The sequence below is a fragment of the Spirosoma endophyticum genome, from assembly GCF_900112365.1.
GTDB lineage: Bacteria > Bacteroidota > Bacteroidia > Cytophagales > Spirosomataceae > Spirosoma > Spirosoma endophyticum.
Window position 1 is genome coordinate 1 of sequence record NZ_FOLQ01000036.1, and the last position, 24,857, is coordinate 24,857.

31 protein-coding genes are annotated in these 24,857 nt (G+C 47.4%); 9 read left to right on the top strand and 22 right to left on the bottom strand.

Features of this window, described 5'->3' with window-relative positions; genetic code table 11:
• The first annotated feature begins 241 nt into the window (after positions 1 to 241).
• The 4 genes from BM202_RS33760 to BM202_RS33775 all read left to right on the top strand — a co-directional run bounded on the left by BM202_RS33760 (position 242) and on the right by BM202_RS33775 (position 4,989).
• The gene (locus BM202_RS33760) at positions 242 to 565 is read left to right on the top strand and encodes a hypothetical protein (RefSeq protein ID WP_093834575.1); all 324 of its coding nucleotides are present in this window, start codon (positions 242 to 244) and stop codon (positions 563 to 565) included.
• A 467-nt stretch (positions 566 to 1,032) separates the two neighbouring features.
• On the top strand, positions 1,033 to 1,497 hold the full coding sequence (locus tag BM202_RS33765; RefSeq protein WP_093834577.1) for a hypothetical protein: 465 nt from the start codon (positions 1,033 to 1,035) through the stop codon (positions 1,495 to 1,497).
• Between the two features lie 497 nt (positions 1,498 to 1,994).
• A complete protein-coding gene (locus BM202_RS38605) occupies positions 1,995 to 4,424 on the top strand; it encodes a PAS domain-containing sensor histidine kinase (protein WP_093834579.1) in 2,430 nt (809 codons plus the stop codon).
• 229 nt (positions 4,425 to 4,653) lie between these two features.
• Positions 4,654 to 4,989, top strand: coding sequence for a hypothetical protein (locus tag BM202_RS33775; RefSeq protein WP_093834581.1), 336 nt, complete (start codon positions 4,654 to 4,656; stop codon positions 4,987 to 4,989).
• Between the two features lie 269 nt (positions 4,990 to 5,258).
• On the opposite strand, the gene BM202_RS33780 is transcribed toward BM202_RS33775, so the two are convergent.
• Complete coding sequence (locus BM202_RS33780; RefSeq protein ID WP_093834583.1) at positions 5,259 to 5,456, bottom strand: hypothetical protein; 198 nt, start codon at positions 5,454 to 5,456, stop codon at positions 5,259 to 5,261.
• A gap of 367 nt (positions 5,457 to 5,823) precedes the next feature.
• On the opposite strand from BM202_RS33780, the gene BM202_RS33785 reads away from it, so the two are divergent.
• On the top strand, positions 5,824 to 6,294 hold the full coding sequence (locus BM202_RS33785; protein WP_093834585.1) for a response regulator: 471 nt from the start codon (positions 5,824 to 5,826) through the stop codon (positions 6,292 to 6,294).
• A 296-nt stretch (positions 6,295 to 6,590) separates the two neighbouring features.
• Complete coding sequence (locus tag BM202_RS33790; RefSeq protein ID WP_177236797.1) at positions 6,591 to 7,172, top strand: RNA polymerase sigma factor; 582 nt, start codon at positions 6,591 to 6,593, stop codon at positions 7,170 to 7,172.
• A gap of 948 nt (positions 7,173 to 8,120) precedes the next feature.
• Here BM202_RS33790 and BM202_RS38875 read toward each other — a convergent pair.
• From BM202_RS38875 to BM202_RS33805, 3 genes are all read right to left on the bottom strand, one after another.
• Entirely contained in the window at positions 8,121 to 8,252 is a 132-nt protein-coding gene (locus tag BM202_RS38875; protein ID WP_262507747.1) for a hypothetical protein, read from the bottom strand.
• Positions 8,253 to 8,254: 2 nt separating this feature from the next.
• Complete coding sequence (locus BM202_RS36935; RefSeq protein ID WP_177236798.1) at positions 8,255 to 8,818, bottom strand: transposase; 564 nt, start codon at positions 8,816 to 8,818, stop codon at positions 8,255 to 8,257.
• Between the two features lie 613 nt (positions 8,819 to 9,431).
• Positions 9,432 to 9,605 carry a DUF1737 domain-containing protein gene (locus tag BM202_RS33805; protein ID WP_093834589.1) on the bottom strand — a complete coding sequence of 58 codons (174 nt, stop codon included), beginning with the start codon at positions 9,603 to 9,605 and terminating at the stop codon, positions 9,432 to 9,434.
• A 418-nt stretch (positions 9,606 to 10,023) separates the two neighbouring features.
• Here BM202_RS33805 and BM202_RS33810 point away from each other — a divergent pair, with 418 nt between their 5' ends.
• On the top strand, positions 10,024 to 10,554 hold the full coding sequence (locus BM202_RS33810; protein WP_093834591.1) for a DUF308 domain-containing protein: 531 nt from the start codon (positions 10,024 to 10,026) through the stop codon (positions 10,552 to 10,554).
• Between the two features lie 300 nt (positions 10,555 to 10,854).
• Here BM202_RS33810 and BM202_RS33815 read toward each other — a convergent pair whose 3' ends face one another.
• A complete protein-coding gene (locus BM202_RS33815) occupies positions 10,855 to 11,832 on the bottom strand; it encodes an HIRAN domain-containing protein (protein WP_093834593.1) in 978 nt (325 codons plus the stop codon).
• A 248-nt stretch (positions 11,833 to 12,080) separates the two neighbouring features.
• Positions 12,081 to 12,710: a TetR/AcrR family transcriptional regulator gene (locus BM202_RS33820; RefSeq protein ID WP_093834595.1), complete on the bottom strand. Its 630-nt coding sequence runs from the start codon at positions 12,708 to 12,710 to the stop codon at positions 12,081 to 12,083.
• Positions 12,711 to 13,137: 427 nt separating this feature from the next.
• On the opposite strand from BM202_RS33820, the gene BM202_RS33825 reads away from it, so the two are divergent.
• Entirely contained in the window at positions 13,138 to 13,320 is a 183-nt protein-coding gene (locus BM202_RS33825; protein WP_093834597.1) for a hypothetical protein, read from the top strand.
• 187 nt (positions 13,321 to 13,507) lie between these two features.
• Entirely contained in the window at positions 13,508 to 13,933 is a 426-nt protein-coding gene (locus BM202_RS33830) for a hypothetical protein (protein WP_093834599.1), read from the top strand.
• Between the two features lie 56 nt (positions 13,934 to 13,989).
• Here the strand turns inward: BM202_RS33830 and BM202_RS33835 are convergent, their stop codons facing one another.
• From BM202_RS33835 to BM202_RS33905, 16 genes are all read right to left on the bottom strand, one after another.
• Entirely contained in the window at positions 13,990 to 16,434 is a 2,445-nt protein-coding gene (locus BM202_RS33835; RefSeq protein WP_093834601.1) for a beta strand repeat-containing protein, read from the bottom strand.
• Positions 16,435 to 17,035: 601 nt separating this feature from the next.
• Complete coding sequence (locus tag BM202_RS33840) at positions 17,036 to 17,467, bottom strand: hypothetical protein (protein WP_093834603.1); 432 nt, start codon at positions 17,465 to 17,467, stop codon at positions 17,036 to 17,038.
• 84 nt (positions 17,468 to 17,551) lie between these two features.
• Positions 17,552 to 17,947 carry a hypothetical protein gene (locus BM202_RS33845; RefSeq protein ID WP_093834605.1) on the bottom strand — a complete coding sequence of 132 codons (396 nt, stop codon included), beginning with the start codon at positions 17,945 to 17,947 and terminating at the stop codon, positions 17,552 to 17,554.
• 12 nt (positions 17,948 to 17,959) lie between these two features.
• Entirely contained in the window at positions 17,960 to 18,358 is a 399-nt protein-coding gene (locus BM202_RS33850; protein WP_093834607.1) for a hypothetical protein, read from the bottom strand.
• Positions 18,355 to 18,627: a hypothetical protein gene (locus BM202_RS33855; RefSeq protein ID WP_093834609.1), complete on the bottom strand. Its 273-nt coding sequence runs from the start codon at positions 18,625 to 18,627 to the stop codon at positions 18,355 to 18,357. Before BM202_RS33855 ends, BM202_RS33850 begins: the two co-directional genes overlap by 4 nt.
• Before the next feature lie 117 nt (positions 18,628 to 18,744).
• Entirely contained in the window at positions 18,745 to 19,050 is a 306-nt protein-coding gene (locus BM202_RS33860) for a hypothetical protein (protein ID WP_093834611.1), read from the bottom strand.
• Positions 19,047 to 19,340, bottom strand: a complete 294-nt coding sequence (locus BM202_RS33865; RefSeq protein WP_093834613.1) for a hypothetical protein — start codon at positions 19,338 to 19,340, stop codon at positions 19,047 to 19,049. Before BM202_RS33865 ends, BM202_RS33860 begins: the two co-directional genes overlap by 4 nt.
• Positions 19,341 to 19,386: 46 nt before the next feature.
• On the bottom strand, positions 19,387 to 19,770 hold the full coding sequence (locus BM202_RS33870; protein ID WP_093834615.1) for a hypothetical protein: 384 nt from the start codon (positions 19,768 to 19,770) through the stop codon (positions 19,387 to 19,389).
• A 35-nt stretch (positions 19,771 to 19,805) separates the two neighbouring features.
• Complete coding sequence (locus BM202_RS33875) at positions 19,806 to 20,279, bottom strand: hypothetical protein (protein WP_093834617.1); 474 nt, start codon at positions 20,277 to 20,279, stop codon at positions 19,806 to 19,808.
• A complete protein-coding gene (locus BM202_RS33880; RefSeq protein ID WP_093834619.1) occupies positions 20,276 to 21,511 on the bottom strand; it encodes a BT4734/BF3469 family protein in 1,236 nt (411 codons plus the stop codon). Before BM202_RS33880 ends, BM202_RS33875 begins: the two co-directional genes overlap by 4 nt.
• A gap of 181 nt (positions 21,512 to 21,692) precedes the next feature.
• A complete protein-coding gene (locus tag BM202_RS33885) occupies positions 21,693 to 21,908 on the bottom strand; it encodes a hypothetical protein (RefSeq protein ID WP_093834622.1) in 216 nt (71 codons plus the stop codon).
• Positions 21,893 to 22,867, bottom strand: a complete 975-nt coding sequence (locus BM202_RS33890) for an AAA family ATPase (protein WP_093834624.1) — start codon at positions 22,865 to 22,867, stop codon at positions 21,893 to 21,895. The genes BM202_RS33885 and BM202_RS33890 overlap by 16 nt, the downstream gene beginning before the upstream one ends.
• The gene (locus BM202_RS37675; protein ID WP_177236799.1) at positions 22,818 to 22,958 is read right to left on the bottom strand and encodes a hypothetical protein; all 141 of its coding nucleotides are present in this window, start codon (positions 22,956 to 22,958) and stop codon (positions 22,818 to 22,820) included. The genes BM202_RS33890 and BM202_RS37675 overlap by 50 nt, the downstream gene beginning before the upstream one ends.
• A 55-nt stretch (positions 22,959 to 23,013) precedes the next feature.
• Entirely contained in the window at positions 23,014 to 23,511 is a 498-nt protein-coding gene (locus BM202_RS33895) for a VRR-NUC domain-containing protein (protein ID WP_093834626.1), read from the bottom strand.
• The gene (locus BM202_RS33900) at positions 23,508 to 23,795 is read right to left on the bottom strand and encodes a DUF3853 family protein (RefSeq protein ID WP_093834628.1); all 288 of its coding nucleotides are present in this window, start codon (positions 23,793 to 23,795) and stop codon (positions 23,508 to 23,510) included. Before BM202_RS33900 ends, BM202_RS33895 begins: the two co-directional genes overlap by 4 nt.
• 91 nt (positions 23,796 to 23,886) lie before the next feature.
• Entirely contained in the window at positions 23,887 to 24,831 is a 945-nt protein-coding gene (locus tag BM202_RS33905; RefSeq protein ID WP_093834630.1) for a hypothetical protein, read from the bottom strand.
• Positions 24,832 to 24,857 lie beyond the last annotated feature (26 nt).

Sequence of the window (24,857 nt, forward strand, 5' to 3'; positions counted from 1 at the left end):
GGATGAGTCCCAACTCATCAATATGCCAGTGTTTAGTCAGCTCACAGCCGCCGTAAGCCCACTTGCCACCCTACTTATTGCAAATTAGCTCGCGTTGTTTCCTGGTAGCCATGCCTTCATTCGGTTGCTATAACAACCAGCCGTAAGCATCCCTTTCTACGTAGTCTGCCCAGCCTTAAAAAACCTTACTCGACCTCACCTGTTATTAAGTAGGCGCTTTTTTAGAAAACACGCCTTACCTATGGATAACGAAACTGTCAAACAAGACCTCTATCAGGCCATCCACGAATTTCTCCAGTTGGATCAGACAGCTGATAATGAAACGATAAGCACCTCATTCGTCCCTATTAAAGTATTTGCCGACGAACTACCGGTGTATCCTAATCCGCAGACACAGGCGGAAGTCAACGCCTATGATCTGGCCCATCAGGCGAGCGATGCGGATTTACTGTATTTTTCGGCTGTAGAGAGCGTCACAGACTCCATTGGGGAACGGGATGCAAGACTCAGCCGGTTACAGACCAGGGCGAAGGAAATTGAGCGTATTCTTCGCGCCGATTCGTAATGGGTGGGCATTTAGTTTTAATTATTTAAAAAAACAGGGGCCTTATTATCTTAAAAGCGACTACCCTACACGGTTTACCAAAAGGGTACGCCTGGCCTGAATCTAAACATACTCAAAGCACGGCTATAAAATGGCGTTTTGCCCGTAATTACTTGCTGTCCACACGCCCACAGAAAAGACCCCCTATACACCCATTTTGAACTTATCCACCACCATCCCCTCAGCCCTGTGGATAAAAATTTACAAAAAGGAAAATTGCCTGATTTGGCCCGGCTGAATGTACTGATTCATTGTACTCATCGTACTCCGCCTGCGACCCTATAAAAGGGAATCGTTGTTAGTGGTCAATCAATTATTCTCGACTAAGTAACTAGAAGATACAAAAGCTTGACAGGCTGCATCGATCACTCACCAAACAGGCATTTAGGAATCGATTCGTGCCAGTAAGTGTGCTATCTTCATGTAAAATGATACCGCTTATTCCCTATTGGAAATGTACCCTTGACTCTCCGCTTACTCGGCAACAAGTTCTTGCTGAGCTAGCGACTACGTATGATTTTGTTTCGACGGATCAACGCATTCACCAACCAATACAAGACATAACGGCTCCTGCCGAATTTCAAATAGAGCGTATTATTGGCTATCGTAATCCATTCTTGCCTCGAATTTATGGGCGGATTTACCCTGCCGAAACGGGTAGCCGAATTCAGATTGTTATGACGTTATCACCCATTTCCTGGATACTTATGCTGGGGTCTGTTGGGTGGTTCGCCCCACTAAGTAAGGTCATTATAGATGAAATTATTCATTCGGACCTTTTCGGAAAACCGGCTGCGATAATTGCCATTGCGTGCCTGGTTTTTATACTTGGTTTTGGCATAGAAGCCCTGATGGCCCGTCGGCTTCTGGAAGATCTATTTCAGGTTGACTAAGCCTGTTGCCTCACAGCAGACCAGCGGCAGTTTTTCAGTGGATGGCAAAAGCAAGAGGACCAGGGTTCTAGCCTTCTAATTAACTCCTTTTATTCCACTAATTCCGGCTAAAAAGGGAGCTTTGGTGGTCAGGATCAGAAATGACCAAATGGGAAGAAAAAATAAAAAGATGTTTTATAGCCTGCATTTCCTACACAAACTACATAAATTGCTTTATGATCAAAACAGCCGACGGGCTTTATCGATTGTCAAAATGCTGCACAAGGCTGGCAGGAATTATACCCAGATAGCCGAGCACCTAAATGGAACGGGCTTTAAAACGCCCAGGGGTGCGAGTTTCAGGCTACGCAGCTCATGCGACTGATCAAGCGGAAAGAAATTGAAGTAGATTAGTCCTACCTATCAATACTGAAAGGAGATACGAACATTTCCCTTTCTATTTAGTCTATTAATCTTTTACCCTTTCGTAGTTTCCTCGATCAACATACCTCTACGCAATGACTGGCTCCAATAAGCCTTTTGACAAGAAGACCCTGCATGAGCGTCTGGATGTAAACTTTGCCCTGAGAGCGGCCGGGCTGGGGGTTTGGGAAGTAGACCCGACGACGAATCTGGTCATCTGGGATGATCAGTGCCGGGAGATGTTCGGATTGGCTAAAGATAATTTACTTCCCTACGAGCAAGCCATCCAATACATCCATCCGGAAGATGTCGAGGGGGTCAAAAAGGCCGTTGCCTGGGCGATGAACTCCGAGTCAGGAGGTGACTATGACCTGACTTATCGCACAATTGGAGCCGATGACGGACTACTGCGATGGGTCAGATTTAGTGGACAGGGCTACTTCAACGAGGCCGGTCAGGTCATCCGGTTGGCGGGGATAGCGCAGGATGTAACGTTGCAGATGGCGGCTGATCAAAATCAACCGCATTTACTGGCTTCCTTTGAACAATCCCCTGTTGGGATTGCCATGATTACCGACAACCAGAAATTGATCTTTCAGATGGCGAATCCCTTATACAGCGCTCTGGCGGGCCGTAATCCCCAAGAGCTGGTGGGGAAGCCTTTGCTGAAAGCGATTCCAGAGCTAGCCGGGCAGGGCTTTGATGAACTTTTAAAACGAGTGATGCGTACTGGTGAGCCTTTCATGGCTCAGGAGGCTAGAGCCGAAATTCGGCGCGGAGATCAGTTTGATTTCATGTATGTCGACTATCACGTTCAGCCCCAGCGCAATTCAATAGGCACCATTACCGGTGTGCTCATCGTGACCATTGATGTGACCAACCAGGTACTGGCCCGCCAAAAAGTAGCAGAGAGCGAAGCACACTTGCAGCTCTTACGGGATACGGTACCAGCCATGATCTTTTACCTGGATGCCGAGCAGCGCTACCAGTCGTATAACGGGGTCTTTATGGATTGGTTTAAGGTCAATGCTACCGAAGCGATTGGCAAAACGGTACGGGAGTTCCTCGACGAGCAGGCCTACAAGAGCGTACGGCCTTATTTGGATAAAGCTTATGGCGGCCAGCAGACGCGGTACGAACTCCACGCACCCTCTCGAATGAATACCGACCGATGGCTGAGTATTGTGTATACGCCCCACCTAGCTGAAGACGGTAAGGTGATTGGCGTCATTGTGCTTTCCACCGATATCACCCAGCAGGTACTGGCCCGGCAAAAAGCCCAGGAATCGGAAGAGTCGCTCCGTGGGGCGATCGAATTAGCCGCGATGGGTACCTGGGAGTGGAGTATGTCCACGGGAATTATCACCTATTCGGAGTCGCTCAAACGACTTTTTGAATTTAACCAGGACTTTATTGAGGGGGACGTGGTTTACAATCCCATCCTGGAGCAGGACCGGGCTCACGTGGAAGCGGCTATGGGGCGGGCGACCACCCCCGAGTTCGGCGGTTTGCTGGATGAAGAATATGGGATCATCACCCAGCAAACGGGTCGCCACCGTATCGTTCGGGCTCAGGGCAAAATGTATTTTGATGCCAGTGGTCAGCCTCGCAAAATGTTAGGCAGCATGCGGGACGTCACCGAAGAGCGGGAGCTTCAGCTTGCCTTGGAACAGTTGGTCCAGCAGCGAACCGAAGAGCTGGCGGCTGCCAATAAAGAGTTAGCCTCTACCAACGAAGAACTGGAAGCTAACAACGAGGAGTATGCGGCCATCAACGAAGCGCTGGAAGAAGCTAACCGCCTGCTCTCCCGATCCAATGCCAATCTGCAAACTTTTGCTTACGTGGCCAGTCACGACTTGCAGGAGCCGTTGCGGAAGATTCAGCAGTTTGGTGATTTACTCAAGACCCGTCAGGCTTCCTTATCAGGGGATGAAGTCGTTTATATCGAGCGGATGCAATCTGCGGCCAGCCGTATGTCGACGCTGATTCGGGATCTGCTGAACTTTTCGCGCATCGCTACTCAGCGAGATACAAATAGCTCGGTTGCCCTGAATGCTATCGTGGAGCAGGTGTTAATTACCTTAGAGATGGTGATTGCCGAAACTAACGCCGAGATTAGGGTAGAACCCCTGCCTACTATCCAGGGCGATGATTCGCAACTAACTCAGCTGTTTCAGAACCTGATAGGCAATGCCCTTAAATTTCGTCGGCCATCGGTTGCTCCCCTGATTCAACTTACCGCCCAAATTCTGGAAGCGGATGAATTACCGCCATCTGTAAAGCCTACCCGAGTGGCTAAAGCCTACTACCGGATTGATGTGGCTGACAACGGCGTTGGCTTTGATGAGAAGTATGTGGACCGCATTTTTCAGGTCTTTCAGCGGCTGCATGGCAAGAATGAGTTTGCCGGTACGGGAATTGGTCTGGCTATTTGTGAGCGGGTCGCTGTAAATCATGGGGGTGCTATCACGGCCCACAGCCAACCGGGCCAGGGGGCCACTTTCCGTGTCTATCTACCGGCATAACTAATATCAAATGGGAATGGCATATGGTGCGTTTCAAGCAACGCAGGCTGAGCTTTGTAGGAAGTCTCACCTGAATCCTGATTGGGGTAAAGTTTTGTTGGCTTATTAAAGATACTTGGTAGCCCTGAGGGGATTTGATGGTCGTTATACCGGCCACTTGTAGCTGTTTGTTAAAATCCATCCTGTTCATATATCTCGTATATATTTCCTCTGAGTATATAATCGACCTATGAAAGACGCAATCGTTAATTGGATTCTTAGCGAAAATGAATGCATACAACAAGTAAACTTCAGGAGTAACCTCCTTGATTTATCTGCCTGTTACGCTCGTTTACTTCAGCATCTGAACACCCTGATTCACTTTTACGATGAAGTAAACCGGTACAAGGTCGCCTACACGATGGTTTCTATACTTGACACAGCTGGACTGGAGAAGTTGGAGCTAACCGCCCATAAAGCAGGTAGTAGCGAACTGGCGAAAAAAAACTATCTCCTTTCGCTGGAGCTATTGCAATACACCATCAGTCAGGCCGTATTGCTTTGTCAAGAAGGGGATCGGGCCTAGTACCGTTTTGTTGCCTTTGGCTTAGAGTTGGTCAGATGGTTAATCCCCCTAGGCCGACTACTCAACGGGTGAGGGCAAAAACGGAATGGTAGCGGTGTGGCCGAATAAAAATTGAAGATGAGTCAGGTAGGTGAGCTGCTTCTGTAGCCTAAAGCTTGATCAGCCTTACAGTGTCAGTGATATAGCCAAAAACTCAATCAGACGCTACTATTAGATTAGAACGCTTTGGTAAGATCGCGCCTTAAATCGCTTTATAAGCAGCATAGCGCTCATACATTCTTGGGTCTGCCGCCACCCCAGGGCTTTCGGCCTGGCGGGCAGGCTTCCACATCAATGTACCGAATCAACTCCCCTGTTGGTCCTTCCAGCAGAACGACCAACAGGGTACCCGTATTGATCCGGTTATAGATGGCCTGTCTGGTCAGACCGCACAACTTGGCGTAGTGATAGGGAGTAACGTAGCGCATACCGACACATACGCTAGGGGCTACCGAACGGTTTTTGATTACCTCTTCCCTCCTGGATGGAAGGGCAAGGTTGAAAAGACTGGTAAGCTGCGATAGCTCAATGTATTGACGATTTTACCATCTGGGGGGGGCACTTCCTACGGCGTCCGGCTTACAGCAACTGATCCCGCCAGAGCGAAAGTCTCAAAAGCCAGCCTAAACCAAGCGTGATTATACATGACTTGATATTAATATTAACATATTAACCATAAAACCCCACTGCTACGTTTAAATAGTCTACCTTTCGCCTAATCAGTTTTGACTGAGTCCCTTCCCCGCCCCCTGCTCACTTAGCCGTCGGTCAAGTTGCTCCTTACCCCAACGTGCCATGCAGCCCAAATTCCTTATCCTACTGGTGGATGATGACCCTTTGCTAGTCGACATCCTAACCCGAGCGGCTCAGGGTAGTTTTCCTGAAGCCTTCTTCATTCAAGTGTTCAGCTCTTCGGAGGCCATAACCTACATTCAGGCCCTGGATGGGCGTGGCCCTAAACTTGTTTTGTTAGACATTGATTTGGGAGCCAAACTAAATGGCTTTGACTTCCTGGCTTTTCTGCGGACTCATGACCAAGCCCGCTTCTTGCCCGTTGTCATGCTGACGGTGGATGACTTGCCATCGACCATTGGATCTGCATATCTAATGGGGGCCTCTTCCTTCACGGTTAAGCCCGCCAGCTTTGAGGGCTGGAAGACGTATTTCGCCACCTTACGTCTTTACTGGTTCAGCACGGTAACCATCCCGCCCATTCGTTTCCAAAAATGGGACTATTGGAAACCAGTAGAGTCAGGGGTTGAATGATAATAAGGTTTTTTTGAATAGCTACAACGGGTACACTTAAATAATGGGAGGGTCAGCAGTTGATCGCATCGTTTAAGGCCTCGTCCGCCCGTTTTATTGCCACTTCCCCCAATAGCTTTAATAGCTCATTATTCCTGTTAAAAGTCCATTAAAAACAATCTGTGCTTTATGAGATTACGTACCTATGCTTGTTATTGATGTTATATTTAAACAAAACTAAATGTTACTTATTTATATATTCAATAAATGAAATATACATTTCATACTCTTTAGCTGGTTTCGTTTAACTTACCATCTTGCCATCCCTCCCAACGTCATCCAACCGGCTCTTGTCTGCTAGGGTGTATAATGAAGCCGCTTTAATCGCCCTGCTTAAAGCGGAAAATCAGAAAGCCTTTGAGGAACTATATAGCCGATTTGCGCCCACTTTATTAGCGAAGCTAATGCGCATCATCACCGATCAGCAACAGGCGGAGGATTTGCTTCAGGATAGCTTTGTCAATATTTGGCTCAACTTTCATCAATATGAGCCGACCAAAGGGCGACTTTTCACCTGGATGTGGCGAATCGTCAGAAATAATGCGTCAACTCATTTAAAATTAGCTGGCTCGTCCCATGAGCGGTTGGAGGATTTTCACCTAGACGAACTAAGCAGCGGTACGCCTACCTACAACTGGGTTGGTATTGACATCTGGATTCAATCAACCCTAAGCCCCCACCAGTGTCAGTTGATCCAATTATTGTACTTTCAGGGCTACACCCATCAAGAGGCTTCGGATGAATTAGGTTGGCCTTTGGGGACTGTCAAGACCCGGGCCCAGCAAGCGTTAAAGCGGCTACGAAGCTCTGAGAGAGCAGTAGAAATTAGACACGGCTAAGCCTGTAGTTTTAAGCAAGTACCTCAAATCCTTACTATTTTTAAAAATAAAAAACCCACCTACAACGTAGCCGGGCTTTCCGTTTCTATCCACACCAAAATAAGGCCGTTATGACGACAGCGCTTATCTTTCACATAGATATACTGATTAGCATGCCCATCTGTTACATCCTTCATGTATGTTGCAATAGGCTGGTAATTACCGATTTGATCTTTAGCTAGGCCTAACCGGACAGTAAGTTAAAAAATAGGATTGTTTTTATAAGTACGCTCTAGTTTACTTTATAAAACCATTCAACTAGTTACGGCTCTTTTTAATCTAAAATTAATCTAGCACTTACCTGCCATTAGACGTCCACCAACTATTTCGGGTCCGCATGGCCATCAAAGTCGAAGAGGTCACTGTCCCGGATGTACCTGACATATTTTATTATTTGCTCTCTTAATGGTGAGCGCAGTACATAGCTACCCTAACTCCAATTCTTCTTTTCACAACTCCCCCTCTTTCATCACCCGTATCAACTCCTCCGACACGTCAAACTGGGGTCAGTCACTTTCCTTGGCCAGATATATTTCACACAGCAGTACCTTCTTCCACTCTCATTATTGGAATCAGGTATTTGCTTCATAGGCTTATGTAAGCCAGATAGTACAGTACGTCTACGTTAGTCCCAAATGATCGCTTTTCCTTCTTTAGAAGAAGATGCGATCATTTGGGAAGAAAAAAGAGGTGTAAGCGATATATAAATAGAGAAAAAACTAGTAACGTTAAGAGCTATGCAGACGGCAATAATTACAGCTTGTTTAACTAATTGATTAAGTTTAGCCCACCATGCAGTTAAGTTTAGAATCTGTTTGAATTAGCAAAATGCATGTCTGATGGTACGCCTAATATGGGCAATCCAGATGAAACTTTGTGCCGATAGGATCGTCCGTTCGTAGTCTTTAGCTAATCGGCGATTAGTGCCCAACCAATGGTTCGTTCGACCACCCATCGCCACTTGTGAATAACTAACTTACCGTCAGTGGGTTGATCTTCAACAGGTGTCTTGGAGATGACGACACGCATGTCATACATCATTTCTAATTGATCCTTAAAATGACCTCAAACGTACTGTCGGCATACATCAACAGCAAATCATCCAACAACCGATTAAGGTGTTCAGCCTGTTCCCAAAACAACACGCCCGCTTTGCCGTCAGCCACATTGGCGGCTCGCAGGTCAGTCCACAACAAGTGGCCCAGCGTATCCACCATCATAAACCGTTTACGGCCTTTAATCCGTTTGCCCCCATCAAACCCAATATGCTCCGTAGCGGTGGCGCTATTTTTGACGCTTTGGGAGTCAATGAGGGCCACCGTCGGCAAGGGTTTTTTATCGACTTTAACCCGATGAAGCATTGTCAATTCATTGGCCATCAGCACCCAAGTGTCGTTCTTGCTCCATTTCCTAAAGTACCAATAGACGGTTTGCCAAGGCGGAAACCCTTCGGGCAAATCGCGCCAGATGATGCCGTTTTTTGTCAGGTAAAAGATGGCTTCCACAATACGTTGAAGCGGCCAAATACTTTTGCGTTTGACGCAAATAAGATTTTCGATACCTTGCCATTGAGAGGCCGTCAGGTCGGAGGAATAAGGTTGTTGCACACAACTTAACCCCGATGGATGGCTTTCTCGTTTCAAGCACAACCTAACTCAAACAGCTTCTTATTTTCATCCTACTGAGGAATTTTAAGTGACAGATAGATACAAACTCGTACGAATAAGATTCAGTTAGTCAATAAGTTGGAGCAGTTTATAAGTCCAGCCGTCTTAAAGGTTATCGCATCCAGATGTTTTTGAAAGAATACTTAAAACAAGGGAATACACACAATAAGTACAAGGGTATTATTCCCGTATCTACAGGCGTCAATTAGCAATATTATTGCACAACCAACTACGGATAAATACATTCTACAAATCCAAACTTTAAATTGTAGAGGTTTGTACATGGCTAGTAGCTGGCTTTGTGATTGCTTGCCTATACGTCTATCAATACTTATATTGTAGTATAGCAACTAAGGCTGATAAATCTCTTCACTTGGACACGAAGCAGCCCGAAACGCGTAAGGTCGTCTATGAGGTCATTAGAGTACTTCCAGAAGGCCGCTATACCATTGATCTCACAAACGTACGTTAGCGGGTTGGCGACGCAGAGAGCTATTATTGGGCCTATTTGGTGGTAGAAGTTAGTAAGCTCATCAATAAGGGAAAGTGCCCTCTAGTCCTCATATTTTACCAGCGCCTGCACGTAGTAAATACGGCTGGGAAGAACCCCGATCGCAATACTACCAAATGGCTGCCATCCCTCATTGATAGCAGCCTGCATTAACGAACTTAATTCCGTAGGATCATTGGCCTTAATGGCGTTATACTCTTTTATTCGCTTTTCCATATCCTTGCTTGTTTTTAAAGATAACCTTGGCGAATAAGTTAAGCTTATCTCGTGAACATAAACCTTAATACTTCGACGATTTTGCCATCTGGGGGGGCACTTCCTACGAAGTTAGGCTTACAGCATCTGACCCAGCCAGAGCGAAAGGTAGGTGTGCATACGGAATAGTCTGAATCTATCGTGATGCAAAATAGCAATCGACTTTCTCGTAGACTCGTAGAGTGGGCTATTGAAAAGCCGATGCTTCTGGTGTCGGCTTTTTTATAGCCTTTCTTACTGTTTACTCAAGGCCAAAAACGGCCCTTTAGCGATTTCCATATTTTGGATTATCAAACAAACATCTTCTACGGCAGGTTGGGCCATACACAAACTCAACGCCATGAAAATGAAGAATTTAACCGCGCCACGCTAGTGGCTGATGATTGCCAGGGGCTCACTCTATATATTGATTGGGGCCACTATGTTTGTTTTTGCTAGTACGTACTCAACGCAATCAGGCCAACTCATCGGCTCCATGGCGATTCTGGCGGGCGCTCTACAGCTACTCTTTTCCTTTTCCAACCGGCTGGATAAAAACAATATCTGGGGCATCCTGCACGGAGTCACGGATATAGGGTTTGGCATCGCGATTGCCGTATTTTCAAAAGGCACCATTGAGGGCTTCGTAGATATGTTGGGATTCTGGGCAATGATGCATGCTTTTCTGCAAGCCGTTCAAGCCATGTACGCGTTTATGGGAGCCCGTGGCGTAAGAGGAGCCGCGGGTATAAGCAGTAGTAACTTTGTCCATCTGGCGAACGTACTGACGGCTGGTGGACTGCCCTTGCTGCTTCACCCGGCGGGTTTTAACAATTCAATGGGATTCATTGGCGTCTTCCCTATCATTCTGGGAATTCTCATTATTATGCTTACGACCCAGATGCGAACGCAAGCAGCAGCAGTCCTTTAAAGGGAGTGTATTAAGACTTTATAGATAGTAGGTTATTGAGAACCCGGTGCTGGTCGTGCCGGGTCTTTTTGTATAAACTAATTAATAGCTGACCATTCGGTCCTGCCTCATCACAATGACAATTATTTGACCTTCTTTTGCTTAAACTGTGGGAGAATTTACCTGATTTACCCTGTTAAGTTATGATAGTTTTGCGGTGGGGGCGTTCCTGAACCGATACTTATAGATGATTTCCAGGGAGAATTGTTTTGCCTTTTGGTAGAAACTGTTCGAGAGAATAGCATGGTTGAGGTAATTCAATTAGTAGTTCCACTTTAGACCTTCAACATCAAATTCTATTTGTCGATTACCTTCACTGTAAAATTGAACTTCTACAATCATTTTTTTTGCCTTCTTCATTTTGGCGATCAACCGTGTCTCTCCATTAAAAAATACTACATCAGAGCTATAATCGGCAGCCCCTGAAAGCGAGAAAGTAACCGGGCTACCACCATCAAATTTTACTCTGGCCGTCCCGCCATCAACGGCATTAATAACGAACTGGCCTTTGCTGACCCTTAGTTGTATATCGGTTGCTCCCTTGCTCTTACGAACAATCAGTGTAGCAACAGAGCCACCATTGTATGGAAATTCAAAGTTTAGTAAATCAGTGGCCGCTATTGCTGCCGTATGTACTTTACTCCCCATTTTGTCTTCGCCGTCGTAATAATCCCATTTGCTGGCTGGTTTCACAGGTTCAGCAGCAACGCCTGAACTTGTATCTACAGAACTTATATTACTTGGCTCTACAATAGATTGCACTCCTTCAACACTCTTTTGATTTTCGGCACACTTATTTATGATACTTATCGCCAACAGACCCCCAAAGGCATACAGTGCAACTTTACCCCATTTAGTTTTAGGTTTTTGAGCCGGCTCTGCAAGGACAGGGTCGGACACTACCGGTCCGGCTGTAATTGGCTCTATCTGCTCCTTGACGGGAGTTTCAAACTTGAATATCTTAATATTGGTAAGCACCTTCCCCTCTTCATACCAAGCTCTTTTTAATTCGGCGCCAATAGAAGCACCCGAATCAATAATTTTGGTAAGCCTACCAGCATCAGCTGCCGGAATGTATCCAAGTTTATATTCTTTGTAAAAGATCACTATAGCATTGGGATCAACCGGATTATTTGGTTCACGAACTAATTCAAGGACTGTTCCAATGGGAATGCTGTCAATGACTTTCGGCCCATCATGCATATTTATACCGGCAATGTAAGTAACGTAGGGGTTCATAAGAAGGAGAGATTTTTCCGAAATGAATACACTTACATGAAACTTACCTCATTGATTTACTAAGTGGTGACGAAAATCGTGTGAATCGACAAGAATTTAGGGTGAATGGAAACAAAAAGCCACACCTGGGCAGATGTGGCTAAGTGGCATTTCAAGCCGGTTGCAAGTTTGGCGACCTACCCTGGCATTGCGCAAGGACTAAAGACTTTATTACCATGCACTAACCATAGCTTGATCAGCTTTAAGCGTTAGCTGGATGCTGGGGAATCTAAAGCCTGTTTGGCTATGGCTTTGTAAATCCCTTTGACAGCCTCCTCAATGCGGCTCCAGCCTGCTTCGCTACGTAAGTCGATTCCTATCATCGTCCGGTCGTTCTGCGTCTGTATGGTCAGAAATGAGAGCGCACCCAGCATCACCGCCGAGATCGCCTGGTGATCACCGCCCTCAACGAAGGCCAGTTGCTGGGTTAGCCGGGTCAACTCAGCATCCAGACTGGTGCTGATTGTTTCAGCCAGTGGCTCCTGTTCAGTGACAGCAGCCTTAAGTAGTTCCCGGGAAGCCCGGGAGGCCCGCATCCGACGAAAAAGTTGTAAGGCCTGGCCTGACCAGATGGGTGCTAAGGCTGCGGGGCTGGTGGGATGAATCTGGTCCAGCCAGGCGGGGTCGTAATGAGGGACGATACGGCCCATCTTGACATAATATTCCAGCAAGCCTTCCAGGCCACCGAAATACCGGTATATAAGCACTTTACTGACATTAGCTTTTTCGGCGATGGCCCCTACACCAACCCCTGTCAGTCCTTTCTGAGCTAATAGTTGTTCTAACGCGTCTACAATACGTTGGGTGGTGTCAGCTCGGTTTCGCTGTAGTTTTTCCATGAACAGGTTGAATAAATCATCATATCTAAGTTATTAGACTTTTCAAGGTCATTAAGGTCACTAATGTTTTAAGATAATTAATAATAATTACCTTTTAAGAAATATTAATCCATGATCGGTAACACTAACTTCATCTCAAATGGATATCTGATTAGCCAAACTGGTGGCTGCAAAAAAAAGGAATGGGGGCGGTATCACCGTTTTTGTAATAATGTATGCAATGCTATTTCGAACAGTTGCGTCTGCCAGTAATAGCTAAGCATTTACTATTTGACCGCTAACCTCAATCAGGCATTACAATCTATTCTCGGCTTAGGGATTAGAACGTTTAACTAAAATTGTGGCTCAAATCGAATTTATTCACTTAGCCCTTTTTTGACAAGTAGGCTCGTCAAATCCTCACCATCAAAAAGCTATATTTGATCCTATGAACACTGGAATCAATATGGGCGACCGGGTCGAAGTTACCAGAACTAAGAAAGGAGGCTTTTACAATGGCCGCTACTTGGCCACCGTGATTGGGTTTACGACAGGAGACCGGATTAGGGTAAAAGATGGACTGGATCAGGAATACGCCCCTTACTTCAAGAACGTTAAGAAGCTTCCTTAGCTCAATAAACCTAATCAGGAGCTACAATCTATTCCCAGTTTAGTTAATTTGAATATAAAATAAAGGTCGTAGCTTAAATCGCATTTATGAGCGTCAGAAGTAGCGGGCCTTTGCCTTTCCCGAATATACCTCAAATAATACTTATATACTGCTTTATATGTAATTACACAATTATGTAAACTGTTGCATGGCAACCAAGGCAGAAAAGACCCTTCACCTCGACACAAAACAGCCTGAAACGCGCAAGACCGTGTATGAGGTCATTAGAGCGCTACCAGAGGGACAGTATACCATTGACTTGAGCAAAATACGTTGGCGCGTTGGCGACGGTCAGAGGGGCTATTATTGGGGCTATCTGGTGGTAGAGGTCGGTAAGCTGATCGACAAGGGCAGAGAGGAAACAGATAAGGTGCTCAATGCACTGTTTCTGTCTGAACCCTGGGAAGTCGCTGGCCAAGTGGTAACGGTCGTGCGTTCCCTGTCCGATCTGGACCCGGCTGCGGCCGCACAATACTTCGATGAGGTAGCCGCCTGGGTGTTCACTACCTACGGCGTCCGGTTAACGGCTCTTGATCCAAGTAAGGCGAAAGTAAAACAGCCACTACTCAAGTGAATAGTGGCTGTAAGTATCATCTCTTTCTTTAGCTGTAATGTCCTGTTGCCCTACCCTCACTTATTGAAGTAATCCATCGTATCAGCATCGGTGTTGTTGATCATCCTCACCTCCCCGCCACTACTGCCTACTAGGGTAGCTGTTACGCCGATCGTTCCCCTGGTGGTACCCGGTGTCAGGAGGCTACTCAGCCCAACGGATAGCTTGCTGCCCGCTCCAATCACCTGGGTCGTGGTTAAGATATAAGCATCACTACTGGAGGTGCCATCAAAGCTCCACAGACTGTTCTGCACTGACCGGCCCCCAAAGCTAGTCGCACCGGGATCGAAGCTCAGATTTAGCAGCGATGCCTTGGAGATATAAACTGTTATGAGCCCACTGGTAGGAGTGGAATTGATTTCAAACACGTCCACTACCACGCTACCCGTCGTAGTGCTGTAGGCCAGCGAGGGGGTCACATGCAACAGGGGGATGAGGTCAGGCTGCACGACCGCTAAGGTAAAGGCCGTTGAGGTGACACTGTTGCAGGTACTGATGGCTACCAGTGAATACAATCCCGCCTGACTAAGTTGGACGTTGGTCAGGTTCAGCGTAGCTGAGGTTTGTCCACTTACGATACCCCCATTTTTGTACCATTGATAAGAACTTACCTGGCCACTCACGACCACTGGTACCCGCACACTGGAGCCGATTGACACACTGGAGGCACTGGCCGGCCCACTGCTGATACTGGCGGGTGTATTAACCACTAGCGCAATCGGCGTAGATGTGGTACTGCAACCCGTACTGGATGAAACTTTCAGGCTATAGTTAGTCGCGGCATCGGCCGTCCCTGTATTGGCAATCGTTAGCTGGGTAGTGGTGGCACCCGAAAAAGTTGAGCCTGTACCGGTAGCGCCGTTGAGCAGTGCTATTGCTCCTTTGTACCATTGATAGGTAAGCGTACCGCTACCGGTGGCGGTGGCACTGAAAGATATGGAAGAGCCTAAGCAGATCGCTGCGTTGCCCGACAGGTTGGAAATAATTGGGGCAGCGTTCACCGTTATCGAAGCCCTGGCCGTAGCATCATTAGTGGGTACGTTATCCACTACCGTATTAACCGTTCCGCTACCCGCCGTGGTGCCTGCGGTGTAGATGGCGGTAGCGGTGCCGGTTGCCTGGATCGTTGTTTGAGCTGACGAGATCGTGCCCAGGGCCGCATTGAATGTAATGGGCACCCCGGTAAAGGCAGAGAGGTTACTGGCCGTTATGGTTGATCCCGCCGAGTTGAGGGTAAAACCGGTGGTAATGGTCGCTGTACTACCGCTACACAAGGAAGCGCTATTGGCGGTAGTCCGTAGCAGCAGGTAAGGCGAAGTCGTCAGGGTACCTGAACTGCTGCCCGGATAGCGATACGCCTTATCAGCACAACTGGTTGGCCCTCCATTGCAACCCCACCAGTTATTGCTGGCATCGACACTGCCCTGGGTATCAAAACTTACCAAGGCACTACCAGCACTTACATTGGCTGTATTGCCCACAAACCGATTATAATTAATACGAAATACATTCGTAGGGCTGAATGAATTAGTGGCCGAAATAGCCCCACCCCGGCCATTGCCGCCCGAGCCAGGCGCGCTATTGTTAACAAAAGAATTTTCAGCGATTGTAACCGACAGCGTTGGGCGGGGCGGATCTACGGTTGAGAAGCCTCCCGCCGAAACATTAATAGCGCCACCTTGTCCATTATTGCCCACCGAATTATTGGTGAATACTGAGTTGGTGACGGATAAGCTGTTGTCGGGATAGGTGTAGACATTATTGATACTAAAACTATAGGCTTCAAAATCAATTGCGCCACCCGCCCCATTGGCATTGGTGCCAGCTGGGGCCGAGTTTGCCGTAAATTGGCATTGATCAATGGTTAAGGAACCACCACCTAAATAAGCAATGGCTCCGCCTGCGCTGGCTTTAGCGGCATCAATTGTATTGTTAGTAAAAACACAATTTGTTACCGTCAGGGCATTGTTGGGGCCACCCGCAATGATTGCTCCTCCGCCGTAATTATCGGCTGTCAACTGGCCATTGGTGAAGGATATACCAGTGATTGTCGTTTGTACATTATAAATGAAAGCGGTTGGGTTAATAAAGAAAATCCGGTCTCGATTCGTAGTAGTCATATTAATGACGGTAGATGCCGCGCCAGCACCATAAATGGTGATATTCTGGGCTCTATTCCCAAACGTGATTGTTCCGAGTGTCACGTTATACGTTCCCGATGGGACGTTGATCGTATGCGTGCCGCCCAGCGCGTCAGCGGCCAGGATGGCCCCCCTCAAATTGACCGTACCACTGGAGGAAGTGCCATCTGCCGTTGTATTCACATTGTACGTATTGGCCTGAGCCGAAACGCGCATCAGCACAAAAAGAGTTAGCGCTAGTAGGGGACTGACCAGGTATATACGGTTTGTAGCCCGGCTTACATAAGCTGGCGCAGCGGTTGGTAAAGAGTTCGTTATCATGCGTATGTTTCGTTAATAATTGGGTTCAGGAAAGGGCATGTCTTAGATTAACCGGACCATCTGAACTTGATGGGGTAGGCAAGTCTGCCCGTACTAGGCTAGTTAAAACTAGAGAATAAATAGATTAAGGGGAGAAGGGAGGTGTGAACAGCAAAAATTAGGGCGTAAACAGCTGAAATTAAGGAACTAACCGTAGTTCATTGATTGATTTGAGGCCAGTGGCCACTTCACTCCAGTAGATAAGGTGAGCAAGCTTTTTATCTTCCATCTGGATGTGACTTGGCTATACGAGTAACACCAAGATAGCAGCAGATGTCAACAAAAAAGCCCCGACAAGTGCCGAGGCTGATCGTGTGCGGTAAACGCTTGGCTCAGCCGCAAACAAACCCATGAAATATGTCCAGGTACAAACAGCCGTTTTCATCTCGAACACAGCGCTGACCATAGTCCGCAATGTGAATGCCCATCCGCACATGGTTATAGTTTAGACCCCGCCGTTTCAGCTCCGGAAAAAATACGTTTCTATCATAGTTGCATTCAACAAATATGTCATAGTAGAACTGTAGGTTTTCCAAAGCGGTGATATGCTCCTTACGGTTGGCTAGTCGGTATAAGTGCCCCATAATTTCGGACAATCCCCCGAATAGAGAACATTGCCGCGCGGAAACTTTACCTCCCGCCCTTTGTCAATAACTACCATCTCATCCCGTCTGACCTCGATCAGGCAATACACGCTATCCTTTTCGGCATACTGTAAGATTGACAGCGGTTGACCCATAGCCCGCCATAGGCCAAACAAACCCATTCCATCGTCTTTTTTGGTAAAACGGCTTAGGTCGAGGTTAGAGCGGTAGCCGGGCATCTGCACGTAGCCCATTTTAGGGTAGTGGAAAGCAATATGAGACAGATAAGGAGAACGGCCGTCCGGGTTATTCACCCGAACGACATATTCTTTTTTCTTCTCTGGGATATGAAACCGATAAGGTTGAGGTTGAAACCCTAATTTTAGTTTAAGCGAATCTAGCCAACTCATTGCTGCTGGTAGTTTGGTAAGCGGTATTAATACAAGTATTTATGTACGTATACACAAGCGCATTGAACCCAACCGGGTTAGTCATTACAGATTTGATTTTAACGCCAGCTTAAACGGAAAATCCCGTTCTTCTTCACTGAATACTGACAGATCCGGTGTGAGCCGCTGGCAGGCGTTGCGGATCTCGGGGAAGTCGTCGGGCCGCCACTGGTTCTGACAGATGGCTTGCAGCAAACGGACTTTAAGGCTTCTACTAGTAATGCGTATCGTACCCGATTTGTGGCCTATTTTAGCTACTAGCTTACCCAGGCGGTCTCTTTCGGCTTCACTCAACCGGCTTAAATCGCGGGTGGATTCTCTTTCATGCGGTTGATACAGGGGGATAAACGGTGCTAAATCCATTTGGTTGCTGCGGATCGCCCGGAGCAGGCTTCGTAGTATATCCGTGGGTATTGGGGGCATCGCATTGGCGTTCTTCATGAATCGGAAAGGTTATTTGTTGATTCGTCGGCAGATGGTTAAGAAAAATTGTTTCTCTTCTTCGGTTATGGCCGACCAGTCCTGTTTAACGGCACGGTAGGCGAAGGCTAGTTCGGCAAAGTCAGCATGCAGGTCGATACGTCTGACTCGAATCGCATTGAGCAGGCGAATCTTCAATCCTCTATTCAGTACTACCTGCCCAGCCGTATCGCGTTTAATCTTGGCTCTAATCGTATTAAACTGACGAGCTTCCTGCTTGCTCACCAGGTCTGGGTCAACGATCTGGCCGCAAGTGCGGAAATACAGACCCGGAAAGTAAGCCATATCGATCATGCCCACCTGTAAAGCTTTCAACAGTTTGTTGATGGTATCCTGATCCAGGATTGTATCGGGATAGTCGGGTTTTCTCATAGCAGAAAGTCGTAGGTGTCTAAGGGGAGGGTACTAGGTTCAGCTACTGACTGGTCCTCCTCTTGGTCCAGGCAGGCGAGCTTCAGTAAGGTCTTGCGGGCTTCAATGCCGTAAATCACCACGTACCCTTCTTCGTGATTCTCCTCCCAGCTACTCTCCATCAGCAGATACATAAACGCGCTAAAAACAAAACGGATGGGTTTGCCCGTGTTGTTCTTCAAGGCGGACAGGGCTAAGGTATCCTGACTCTTAAGCGCTGCGGCAATCAATTTTCGGTGGCGTGGGTCAGTTCAATGTCGATATAGTCGGTTGGTATTTTGCTCATGGGGGTTGTTGGGTTAGCAGGCTGGTAGTCGTCTGGATTCACGCTAAAAAGGCATAAGTGTCTAGGGGAATGCCCAGTTCATCAATGATCGGTGACGCGTTGTCTTCTTGGCCCTGGCGCCTGCGGGCAAAGCGGGCAAAATCCAGCCGGGCCTGGGGCTATAGATGGGCACGTGACTACGCTCAGCCTCTATCTCCCAGGGGATCAGACCATAAAAGAACCAGCTATTAATAAACCCGATCGGCTTTTGGGTATTACCCTTTAGTTTGGAAAGGGCCGCCGTATCCTTAGCTTTTATAGCGGCCGCGATGAGCCTTCGGTGCCGCGGATCGGTGGGGTCAAGGGTTAGAATGGGTTTACTAATCATGGCTTGTTTAAGATTTGGTCGATGAGTTCATTGAGCTGCTCGTCCGAGAGTCCTTCCAGGCGGGAAGTCAGATCAATCTTCTGTTCCCGCTGTTTGGGCAAGACGTACTCCAAAAACTTGAGGTAGGCGGTGACCCGCTCCTTGGGTTCGAGCTCTTCCATATCGCCCTGAATGGTCTCAAACTGGTCGTTAATCAGGGCGGCAATGCGGGTTTTGATGTCGGAGGTGGTCTTGTTGGTACTGCCCGATTGACGACCGCCGGTCTTGGGCTTTCCGGGTTCAAATGGCATCGTTTTATTCTATTTTAGAATGATTTAGAATGAAAATGGGATAGACTCACAGCTTGAATCGCTTTCGAATCCGGTTGCGGGCCAGCTCAAAGCGGGGTAGTAGTTCGTACCACCGGTTGAGCAGCAGGGTCGTGTGAATATCCTCCAGCACCAGCCCCGTGAATCCGCGGCTGACGGAGGGGTTGAGGTCGACAAAATGCTGAATGACCTTGTAGACCTTAGTCATGTATACCGAGTTGCCCGCCAGAAACCAGCGCATCTCATAATCGACTTTGTCGGCTTCTTGAATCAGGTAGAGGAACTGGGGATGATGAGGCCCCTGGATCGTCTGCTTGTAATAGCTATCCTGCCGCCAGATATAGCACATGACGACCTGAGGGTTGATTTCACTACCCGCAAAAAGTTCAGGGATTGTTTTTAGCTCGTTCATGGTTGTGGGTTGGATTGGTACGGTTTGGTGAAGGCCTAGTGGCTAAAAAAATTAACCGTTGTTAGATTGACCGGTACGAATACGTCGACGAGCCGACCGTCAACGGTGGCGACAACCCTGTTGAGCCGGTTAACGGCAATAGCCGGGTTGGGCAGAAAGCCCCGCTCAGCCATCTCCCGCATGCTGGAGTAATCCTGCCCGTTTTTGTGAAACAAGGCTGCATCCGATCGGAACATAGTCAGCCGAAAGCCGCACTCTTCATAGCTCATGAGATGGGCTAATCGGTTATGATCCCCATCGGACATAGCGGGACAGTCAATGCTGATTCCCAGGCTTTCATACTCAATCCGCTGGCCGGCCTTTAAGCGTGCCAGCGTATCCTCACGCTCTGGCTGGCTTAGCCCATTCAGGATACGGCTGGTTCGCGCCCAATGCCTGACTAAGCCGGGTGCATCTACCTCAACCCATAGTAGGGAGGTTATGGTACTTAATGGAGTGGCGTGTATCATAAAGGTTGTGTGGGTAGTGAGGCCAAGCCTAATTGGTTAAAGGGTGGATACTTACGCTGCCAGTCAAAGTAGTCCTGCGCTATGAGGGTCGGTACTGCGCCAGGCGGGCTGGGTTCATCCCATTCGGAGGGGTAGTTGTCGACGGGCTCAACCGCAAGCCGTTCCAGTTGAGCTTCATCCGGCCGTAGAATTGAGCCAGGAGTAGCGGCCCAGTCGTCCAGCGTGTCCACTATAACCGTTACCATTTCGACTGGCGTAACGTCAGGCTGTATACGTGTGGAAGTTACCGGCTTAGTGGCAGGTAATGGATCGAAACTTTTGTAGGTAGGTGAAATGCGCGTTTTAGAAATTATTTCTAGGGGTCTGGTCCGCTCGGACGGCTCCCAGGGCATTAGCTCCTTCCAGGATACACCGTTATCCCGGCAGCGGCCAAAGAACGTCTTTAACTGCACCTCCTTATAAATTCTCAGGCAATGCGTGTACTGCTTGTCACAAGTAGCGGTGTTGTAGTCGGGGTGAATCTGACTAATGATATGAAAATACTCCCGGCCGCTTTCGCCGAACGTGCTGGCCAGGTCGCAGCCTATGGCGTACCAATAGTTGTACCCGCTGGTAATATCGATAGCCCGCCGGTTGATCTCACTCATGCAGGCTTCTACCCGTGTTCGTTCGGCATCGGCATCCATGGTGCGACTAAACTCTCGGACGGGTACAGCCTTTGGCTCATCGTAGAGTTCAAAGAGTTGGGCGGGCTTCTTAGCGAAGTAAGCATCCGGATCATACGAGTAACCCCGCAGACTGACCACGTTTCGGGGCTTATCATCCAGATTGATGCGGTAGCGGACAAAGATTCGTTTAAGCGCGTCAAAGTGCTGGCCATGCCGCTCCGGGTAGGCAATCGGTACCAAGCCCCAATCGCCGGTTTTGGAGACCGACAAACCGCAGTAGGCCACAAAGGGAAATTTGGCAATCTGAGCTTTTAAGCTGGTATAATTACGGATGTGGGGATTATCCTTTTGATCAATATCAAATTGAAGCAGGCCACTGTGTCGAATCACTTTATCCGCTGAATGGTATTCGCATTCGGCGCTGGGTGTAATAGCGGGTATGGTTGCTTTGTCGGCATCGCGTTTGGCTTTGTTGGTCTCCACGCATATACGCTCCTGGACGGTGAGGTACTTGGTGCTGGTTAGCCAGGCCATCATTTTGATGGGCTTTGGATTGCTCGGCATGTTGAATTGGCAAAGCAGGAAACGGTCGCATTCAATATGTCATGAGGTTCTAAGTAGGTAGCCATAGACATTGGTGGTAAGGTGGTAAAGTCTAGTGGTAAAGTGTTTTTGCCAGCGTTGATTATTGGTGGTAAGGTGGTAAAGTGTATATAGGGGGTTTACCTTTACCACCAATAATTTCTCACTCGATTGGCTCAAATCGGTAGTACTCGTTTTTGCCTTCCGTATAGCCGTGGAGCTTAACCATTCGGCCTTCGTTACCGTACATTAGTGGCTGCTGATCGGTGATCTCCCGTAGACGGTTTCGAATGGTTTTGTTGCTGGCGCTGAAGTCTTTTATCAGTACCGCCACGACGTCGCCCTTAGGCAGTGGCCCCTCGCTCAGCAGGCTCTCCAACCGCTCAGCAGGCTTTCCAACCGCTCGGCCATGTCCTCAACCGAGGCCTTATGCTTGCGGTGATTGATGTGCGCTGTAACCGCATCCGTGCTGGCCAGGACCAAACCATTGGCCTCGGTGCTATATTGAAGGAACACCGGCTCGGGCCTTTTGCCCCGGCGCAACTTGAGGTAGCGCAGCTTGATGAGTTCGGAGTCTTCCCCTTTATCGGTTTTCTCAAACCCAATCTGTAGCACCGTACTGGCTTTATTAGCGGCTTCAGTGCCCGTATGCCCCCGGGCTTTGTCCGTACCTGGATTCTGGTGAATAACCAGCAGAAACGTGGCATTGTGACGGTCGCAGAGATTGCCCAGAAAGTCAAACAACTTCATGGATTCCTTAGGGTCGTTAAAGTCGCCAATGGCATCGGTAACGACGTCAATCAGCACAAACAGGTGCAGGTCTGTCAACTGCCGAACGTGGCTGATAAAGGCCTCAATCGCATCGAAGCGGTGGCCCCGCTCAATGGCCTTGATGGAGGTGAAATGAAAACCAGCGGGCTTGTCTTCCAACTGGTAGCCTGCCTTCATCTTAATGCCTTGAATGGCGTAAGGAAGCTCTTCTTTCTGGTTGCGTTCGGTATCAATGTAGCAGAAGCAGAACCGTTCGAGCATCGCCCGCTCAAAGTCCAGAAAATGCGGATCGTCCCCAGTATTGCCAGTGAGCATCAGGGCGGCAATCAATTCGGCTAAGCGGGATTTATGGGAGCCATACGCCCCCTGAATAATGTTGATGGTGCTCCGGCCAAAAATGCCTACTTCCTGGCGCGTAATGAGGGGCGGACTAAATACTACTGCTTTGGTGGCTAAATCCCCCACCAGCGCCTGGGTGTCCAGCATTTGCAGGAGCAGTTGCCGTTTGGCCTCCTCCTTATGATCGGCTCCGGTTTGACTTTGTCGCTTTCCCGTGTTGGCTACCATAGGCATTATCTTGTTTAAAATGCTCAGGGTCAAACTCTTCTTCAATTTCTACGTCAATTTGCGTATCTTCGTCCTGGTCAAATGCACTCATATTGTCAAGTTTTAGCCGCTTTCGGTTGGTCCCCGAAGGCGGTTTTGTTTTAGTATTAAGCCTGGGGTGAAGCGGAAAACTGGGAGGTGAACCAGTCGTAGAAGTCCTGAAAGGTTCGGGCTACGTAGTAATGACCGCCCGCCTTTTGAATGTCGGCTTGCATTTGCCGCTGGGCTTCACTCATGCGATCAGATCCAACCTTGACTTCGATGCTGAGGTGACAACCGTTAATGACAGCGTGGATGTCCGCGGTGCCTTTGCGAGTGGTGCCGTAGGTGTAGGTGCCTTTTCTACTGCCAACGCCTGGCCGGTATTGGCCTTGAGATTGGATACGGGTAGCGAAGCCACCTGAGAATTTGACAAAATCCAGAATACAAGTGGTTAGTCCATTCGCCGTACGGTCCTCGTATTTGGGCTTTGGTCGGAAGTTGGCCGGAACGTTCGGGTAGCGAGTAGCCTGGTACGCGTCCTTGAGGGCAACGAGTTTCTGTAGCGCTGAAGAACCAGTATTAGATTGGCGCTCCTTGGGGTAGGTGATTAGGTGCTGCCTCATGCTAACACCTCCCTTTTGTCAAGTGCAACTAAGACCGCCTTTTCATTAAATACGATCTTTCTGCCAATTTGTGTAAAGGGAATTTTGCCAGAATCTTTAATACGTTGTGCTGTTGGCTTACTACAATTTAATAGCCTTGCTAGCCCTGAAATGCCGTAGATATGCCGTGTGCAATTGGCACGGGTATCAGACAAAGAGCTGGTACTGGAGTTGCTTAATAGAAGATGCTCAATGCGCTCAAGACGCTCTTCAATAGAAGCAAATGAATTGGGGGCATAACTCATATTTGTCTTCGTTTAAATGAACGGGACAAAGTTGAGCGTACATGAATTTTAGTTTTTTAATCAAATTTGATTAAAAAATATATTTTATAACTTATTGATTTACAGTGTGTAATATTGCTTCTATTTCCTTTTTGATTTGCTTTATTTGGTCCTTCTTTCTTTCGTCAGTTGTGTTTTGATAGTCAGACAGTGACATATTGAGTGCAGCTATTGTTCCTATTTTACCTAAATTTTCTGTAAGAGCCTCGTGAAAAGTCATTTGCTTACCTCGTTCCGTAACTTTAATGTTGAGCAGGCGGCCAAATGATTCAAGGGCAATTATTAAGGCGGTCAAACCATTCCTTGGTTTGACATCTTGGTACTTCTCTAAAATATACGGTAGAACTTTTCTGCCCTCTGAGGTGAAATATTTTAGTAAGCTATTAACTGGTTCAACCAGTTGTTCCTTGATACTCTCCGATAGTATCAAGGTGTCATCACTTATTTCTTTATAATTTAAAATTGCTTCTCTCTCATCTTTAGTGATTATTCTTTTTTCATATAAATAGTTGGAAAAAAGACTATCTCTTAAAGAAATGGATTCTTTCTTTTCACTCACAATAGCAAGGTATTCCTTAAGTGCATAAACCTGTTCAATTTGTAGATGATGTATAATTACCAATAGTTGTGGATGGTCACGGTTATTCCAAGCACCATCAGTTTCAAAACAATCTTGAAGGGTATCTAAAAGGAGTATCTGTTGAGGTAGCGATAGATAGTTTTTGAGGATGGACTTAAACTTATTAATACAAGCAATTGGCTTTTTATAATTTGAACTGAAAAATTCATAAGTAGTAGTAAAGAGATCGAAAAATATAGCCTCTGGCATATTGATAGAAGCCTCAATCAAATAAAGAGAAAATTTATTATGAAATTCACAATTGAATTCATTAACAAGGTATTGATCAATTTCATCATCCAATGCGTCGTCACTCAAGCGAGATACCTTATTTGCAACGGATAAGTCATCAATATGAGGCTTAAACACTTCTGTCATTATTGACTTCAATTTTGGACTATTCG

Bases quoted from the DNA above. Each gene is read 5' to 3' on its own strand.
- BM202_RS33835 (WP_093834601.1), bottom strand. From the start codon at position 16,434: ATGATAACGAACTCTTTACCAACCGCTGCGCCAGCTTATGTAAGCCGG.
- BM202_RS33890 (WP_093834624.1), bottom strand. From the start codon at position 22,867: ATGGTAGCCAACACGGGAAAGCGACAAAGTCAAACCGGAGCCGATCAT.
- BM202_RS33810 (WP_093834591.1), top strand. From the start codon at position 10,024: ATGATTGCCAGGGGCTCACTCTATATATTGATTGGGGCCACTATGTTT.
- BM202_RS33850 (WP_093834607.1), bottom strand. From the start codon at position 18,358: ATGAGAAAACCCGACTATCCCGATACAATCCTGGATCAGGATACCATC.
- BM202_RS33900 (WP_093834628.1), bottom strand. From the start codon at position 23,795: ATGAGTTATGCCCCCAATTCATTTGCTTCTATTGAAGAGCGTCTTGAG.
- BM202_RS38605 (WP_093834579.1), top strand. From the start codon at position 1,995: ATGACTGGCTCCAATAAGCCTTTTGACAAGAAGACCCTGCATGAGCGT.
- BM202_RS33820 (WP_093834595.1), bottom strand. From the start codon at position 12,710: ATGGAAAAACTACAGCGAAACCGAGCTGACACCACCCAACGTATTGTA.
- BM202_RS33805 (WP_093834589.1), bottom strand. From the start codon at position 9,605: ATGGAAAAGCGAATAAAAGAGTATAACGCCATTAAGGCCAATGATCCT.
- BM202_RS33865 (WP_093834613.1), bottom strand. From the start codon at position 19,340: ATGCCATTTGAACCCGGAAAGCCCAAGACCGGCGGTCGTCAATCGGGC.
- BM202_RS33840 (WP_093834603.1), bottom strand. From the start codon at position 17,467: ATGAGTTGGCTAGATTCGCTTAAACTAAAATTAGGGTTTCAACCTCAA.
- BM202_RS33870 (WP_093834615.1), bottom strand. From the start codon at position 19,770: ATGAACGAGCTAAAAACAATCCCTGAACTTTTTGCGGGTAGTGAAATC.
- BM202_RS33780 (WP_093834583.1), bottom strand. From the start codon at position 5,456: ATGCGCTACGTTACTCCCTATCACTACGCCAAGTTGTGCGGTCTGACC.
- BM202_RS33895 (WP_093834626.1), bottom strand. From the start codon at position 23,511: ATGAGGCAGCACCTAATCACCTACCCCAAGGAGCGCCAATCTAATACT.
- BM202_RS33860 (WP_093834611.1), bottom strand. From the start codon at position 19,050: ATGATTAGTAAACCCATTCTAACCCTTGACCCCACCGATCCGCGGCAC.
- BM202_RS33880 (WP_093834619.1), bottom strand. From the start codon at position 21,511: ATGCCGAGCAATCCAAAGCCCATCAAAATGATGGCCTGGCTAACCAGC.
- BM202_RS33815 (WP_093834593.1), bottom strand. From the start codon at position 11,832: ATGAACCCCTACGTTACTTACATTGCCGGTATAAATATGCATGATGGG.
- BM202_RS33905 (WP_093834630.1), bottom strand. From the start codon at position 24,831: ATGACAGAAGTGTTTAAGCCTCATATTGATGACTTATCCGTTGCAAAT.
- BM202_RS37675 (WP_177236799.1), bottom strand. From the start codon at position 22,958: ATGAGTGCATTTGACCAGGACGAAGATACGCAAATTGACGTAGAAATT.
- BM202_RS33765 (WP_093834577.1), top strand. From the start codon at position 1,033: ATGATACCGCTTATTCCCTATTGGAAATGTACCCTTGACTCTCCGCTT.
- BM202_RS33775 (WP_093834581.1), top strand. From the start codon at position 4,654: ATGAAAGACGCAATCGTTAATTGGATTCTTAGCGAAAATGAATGCATA.
- BM202_RS33830 (WP_093834599.1), top strand. From the start codon at position 13,508: ATGGCAACCAAGGCAGAAAAGACCCTTCACCTCGACACAAAACAGCCT.
- BM202_RS33825 (WP_093834597.1), top strand. From the start codon at position 13,138: ATGAACACTGGAATCAATATGGGCGACCGGGTCGAAGTTACCAGAACT.
- BM202_RS33875 (WP_093834617.1), bottom strand. From the start codon at position 20,279: ATGATACACGCCACTCCATTAAGTACCATAACCTCCCTACTATGGGTT.
- BM202_RS38875 (WP_262507747.1), bottom strand. From the start codon at position 8,252: ATGATGTATGACATGCGTGTCGTCATCTCCAAGACACCTGTTGAAGAT.
- BM202_RS33760 (WP_093834575.1), top strand. From the start codon at position 242: ATGGATAACGAAACTGTCAAACAAGACCTCTATCAGGCCATCCACGAA.
- BM202_RS33785 (WP_093834585.1), top strand. From the start codon at position 5,824: ATGCAGCCCAAATTCCTTATCCTACTGGTGGATGATGACCCTTTGCTA.
- BM202_RS33845 (WP_093834605.1), bottom strand. From the start codon at position 17,947: ATGAAGAACGCCAATGCGATGCCCCCAATACCCACGGATATACTACGA.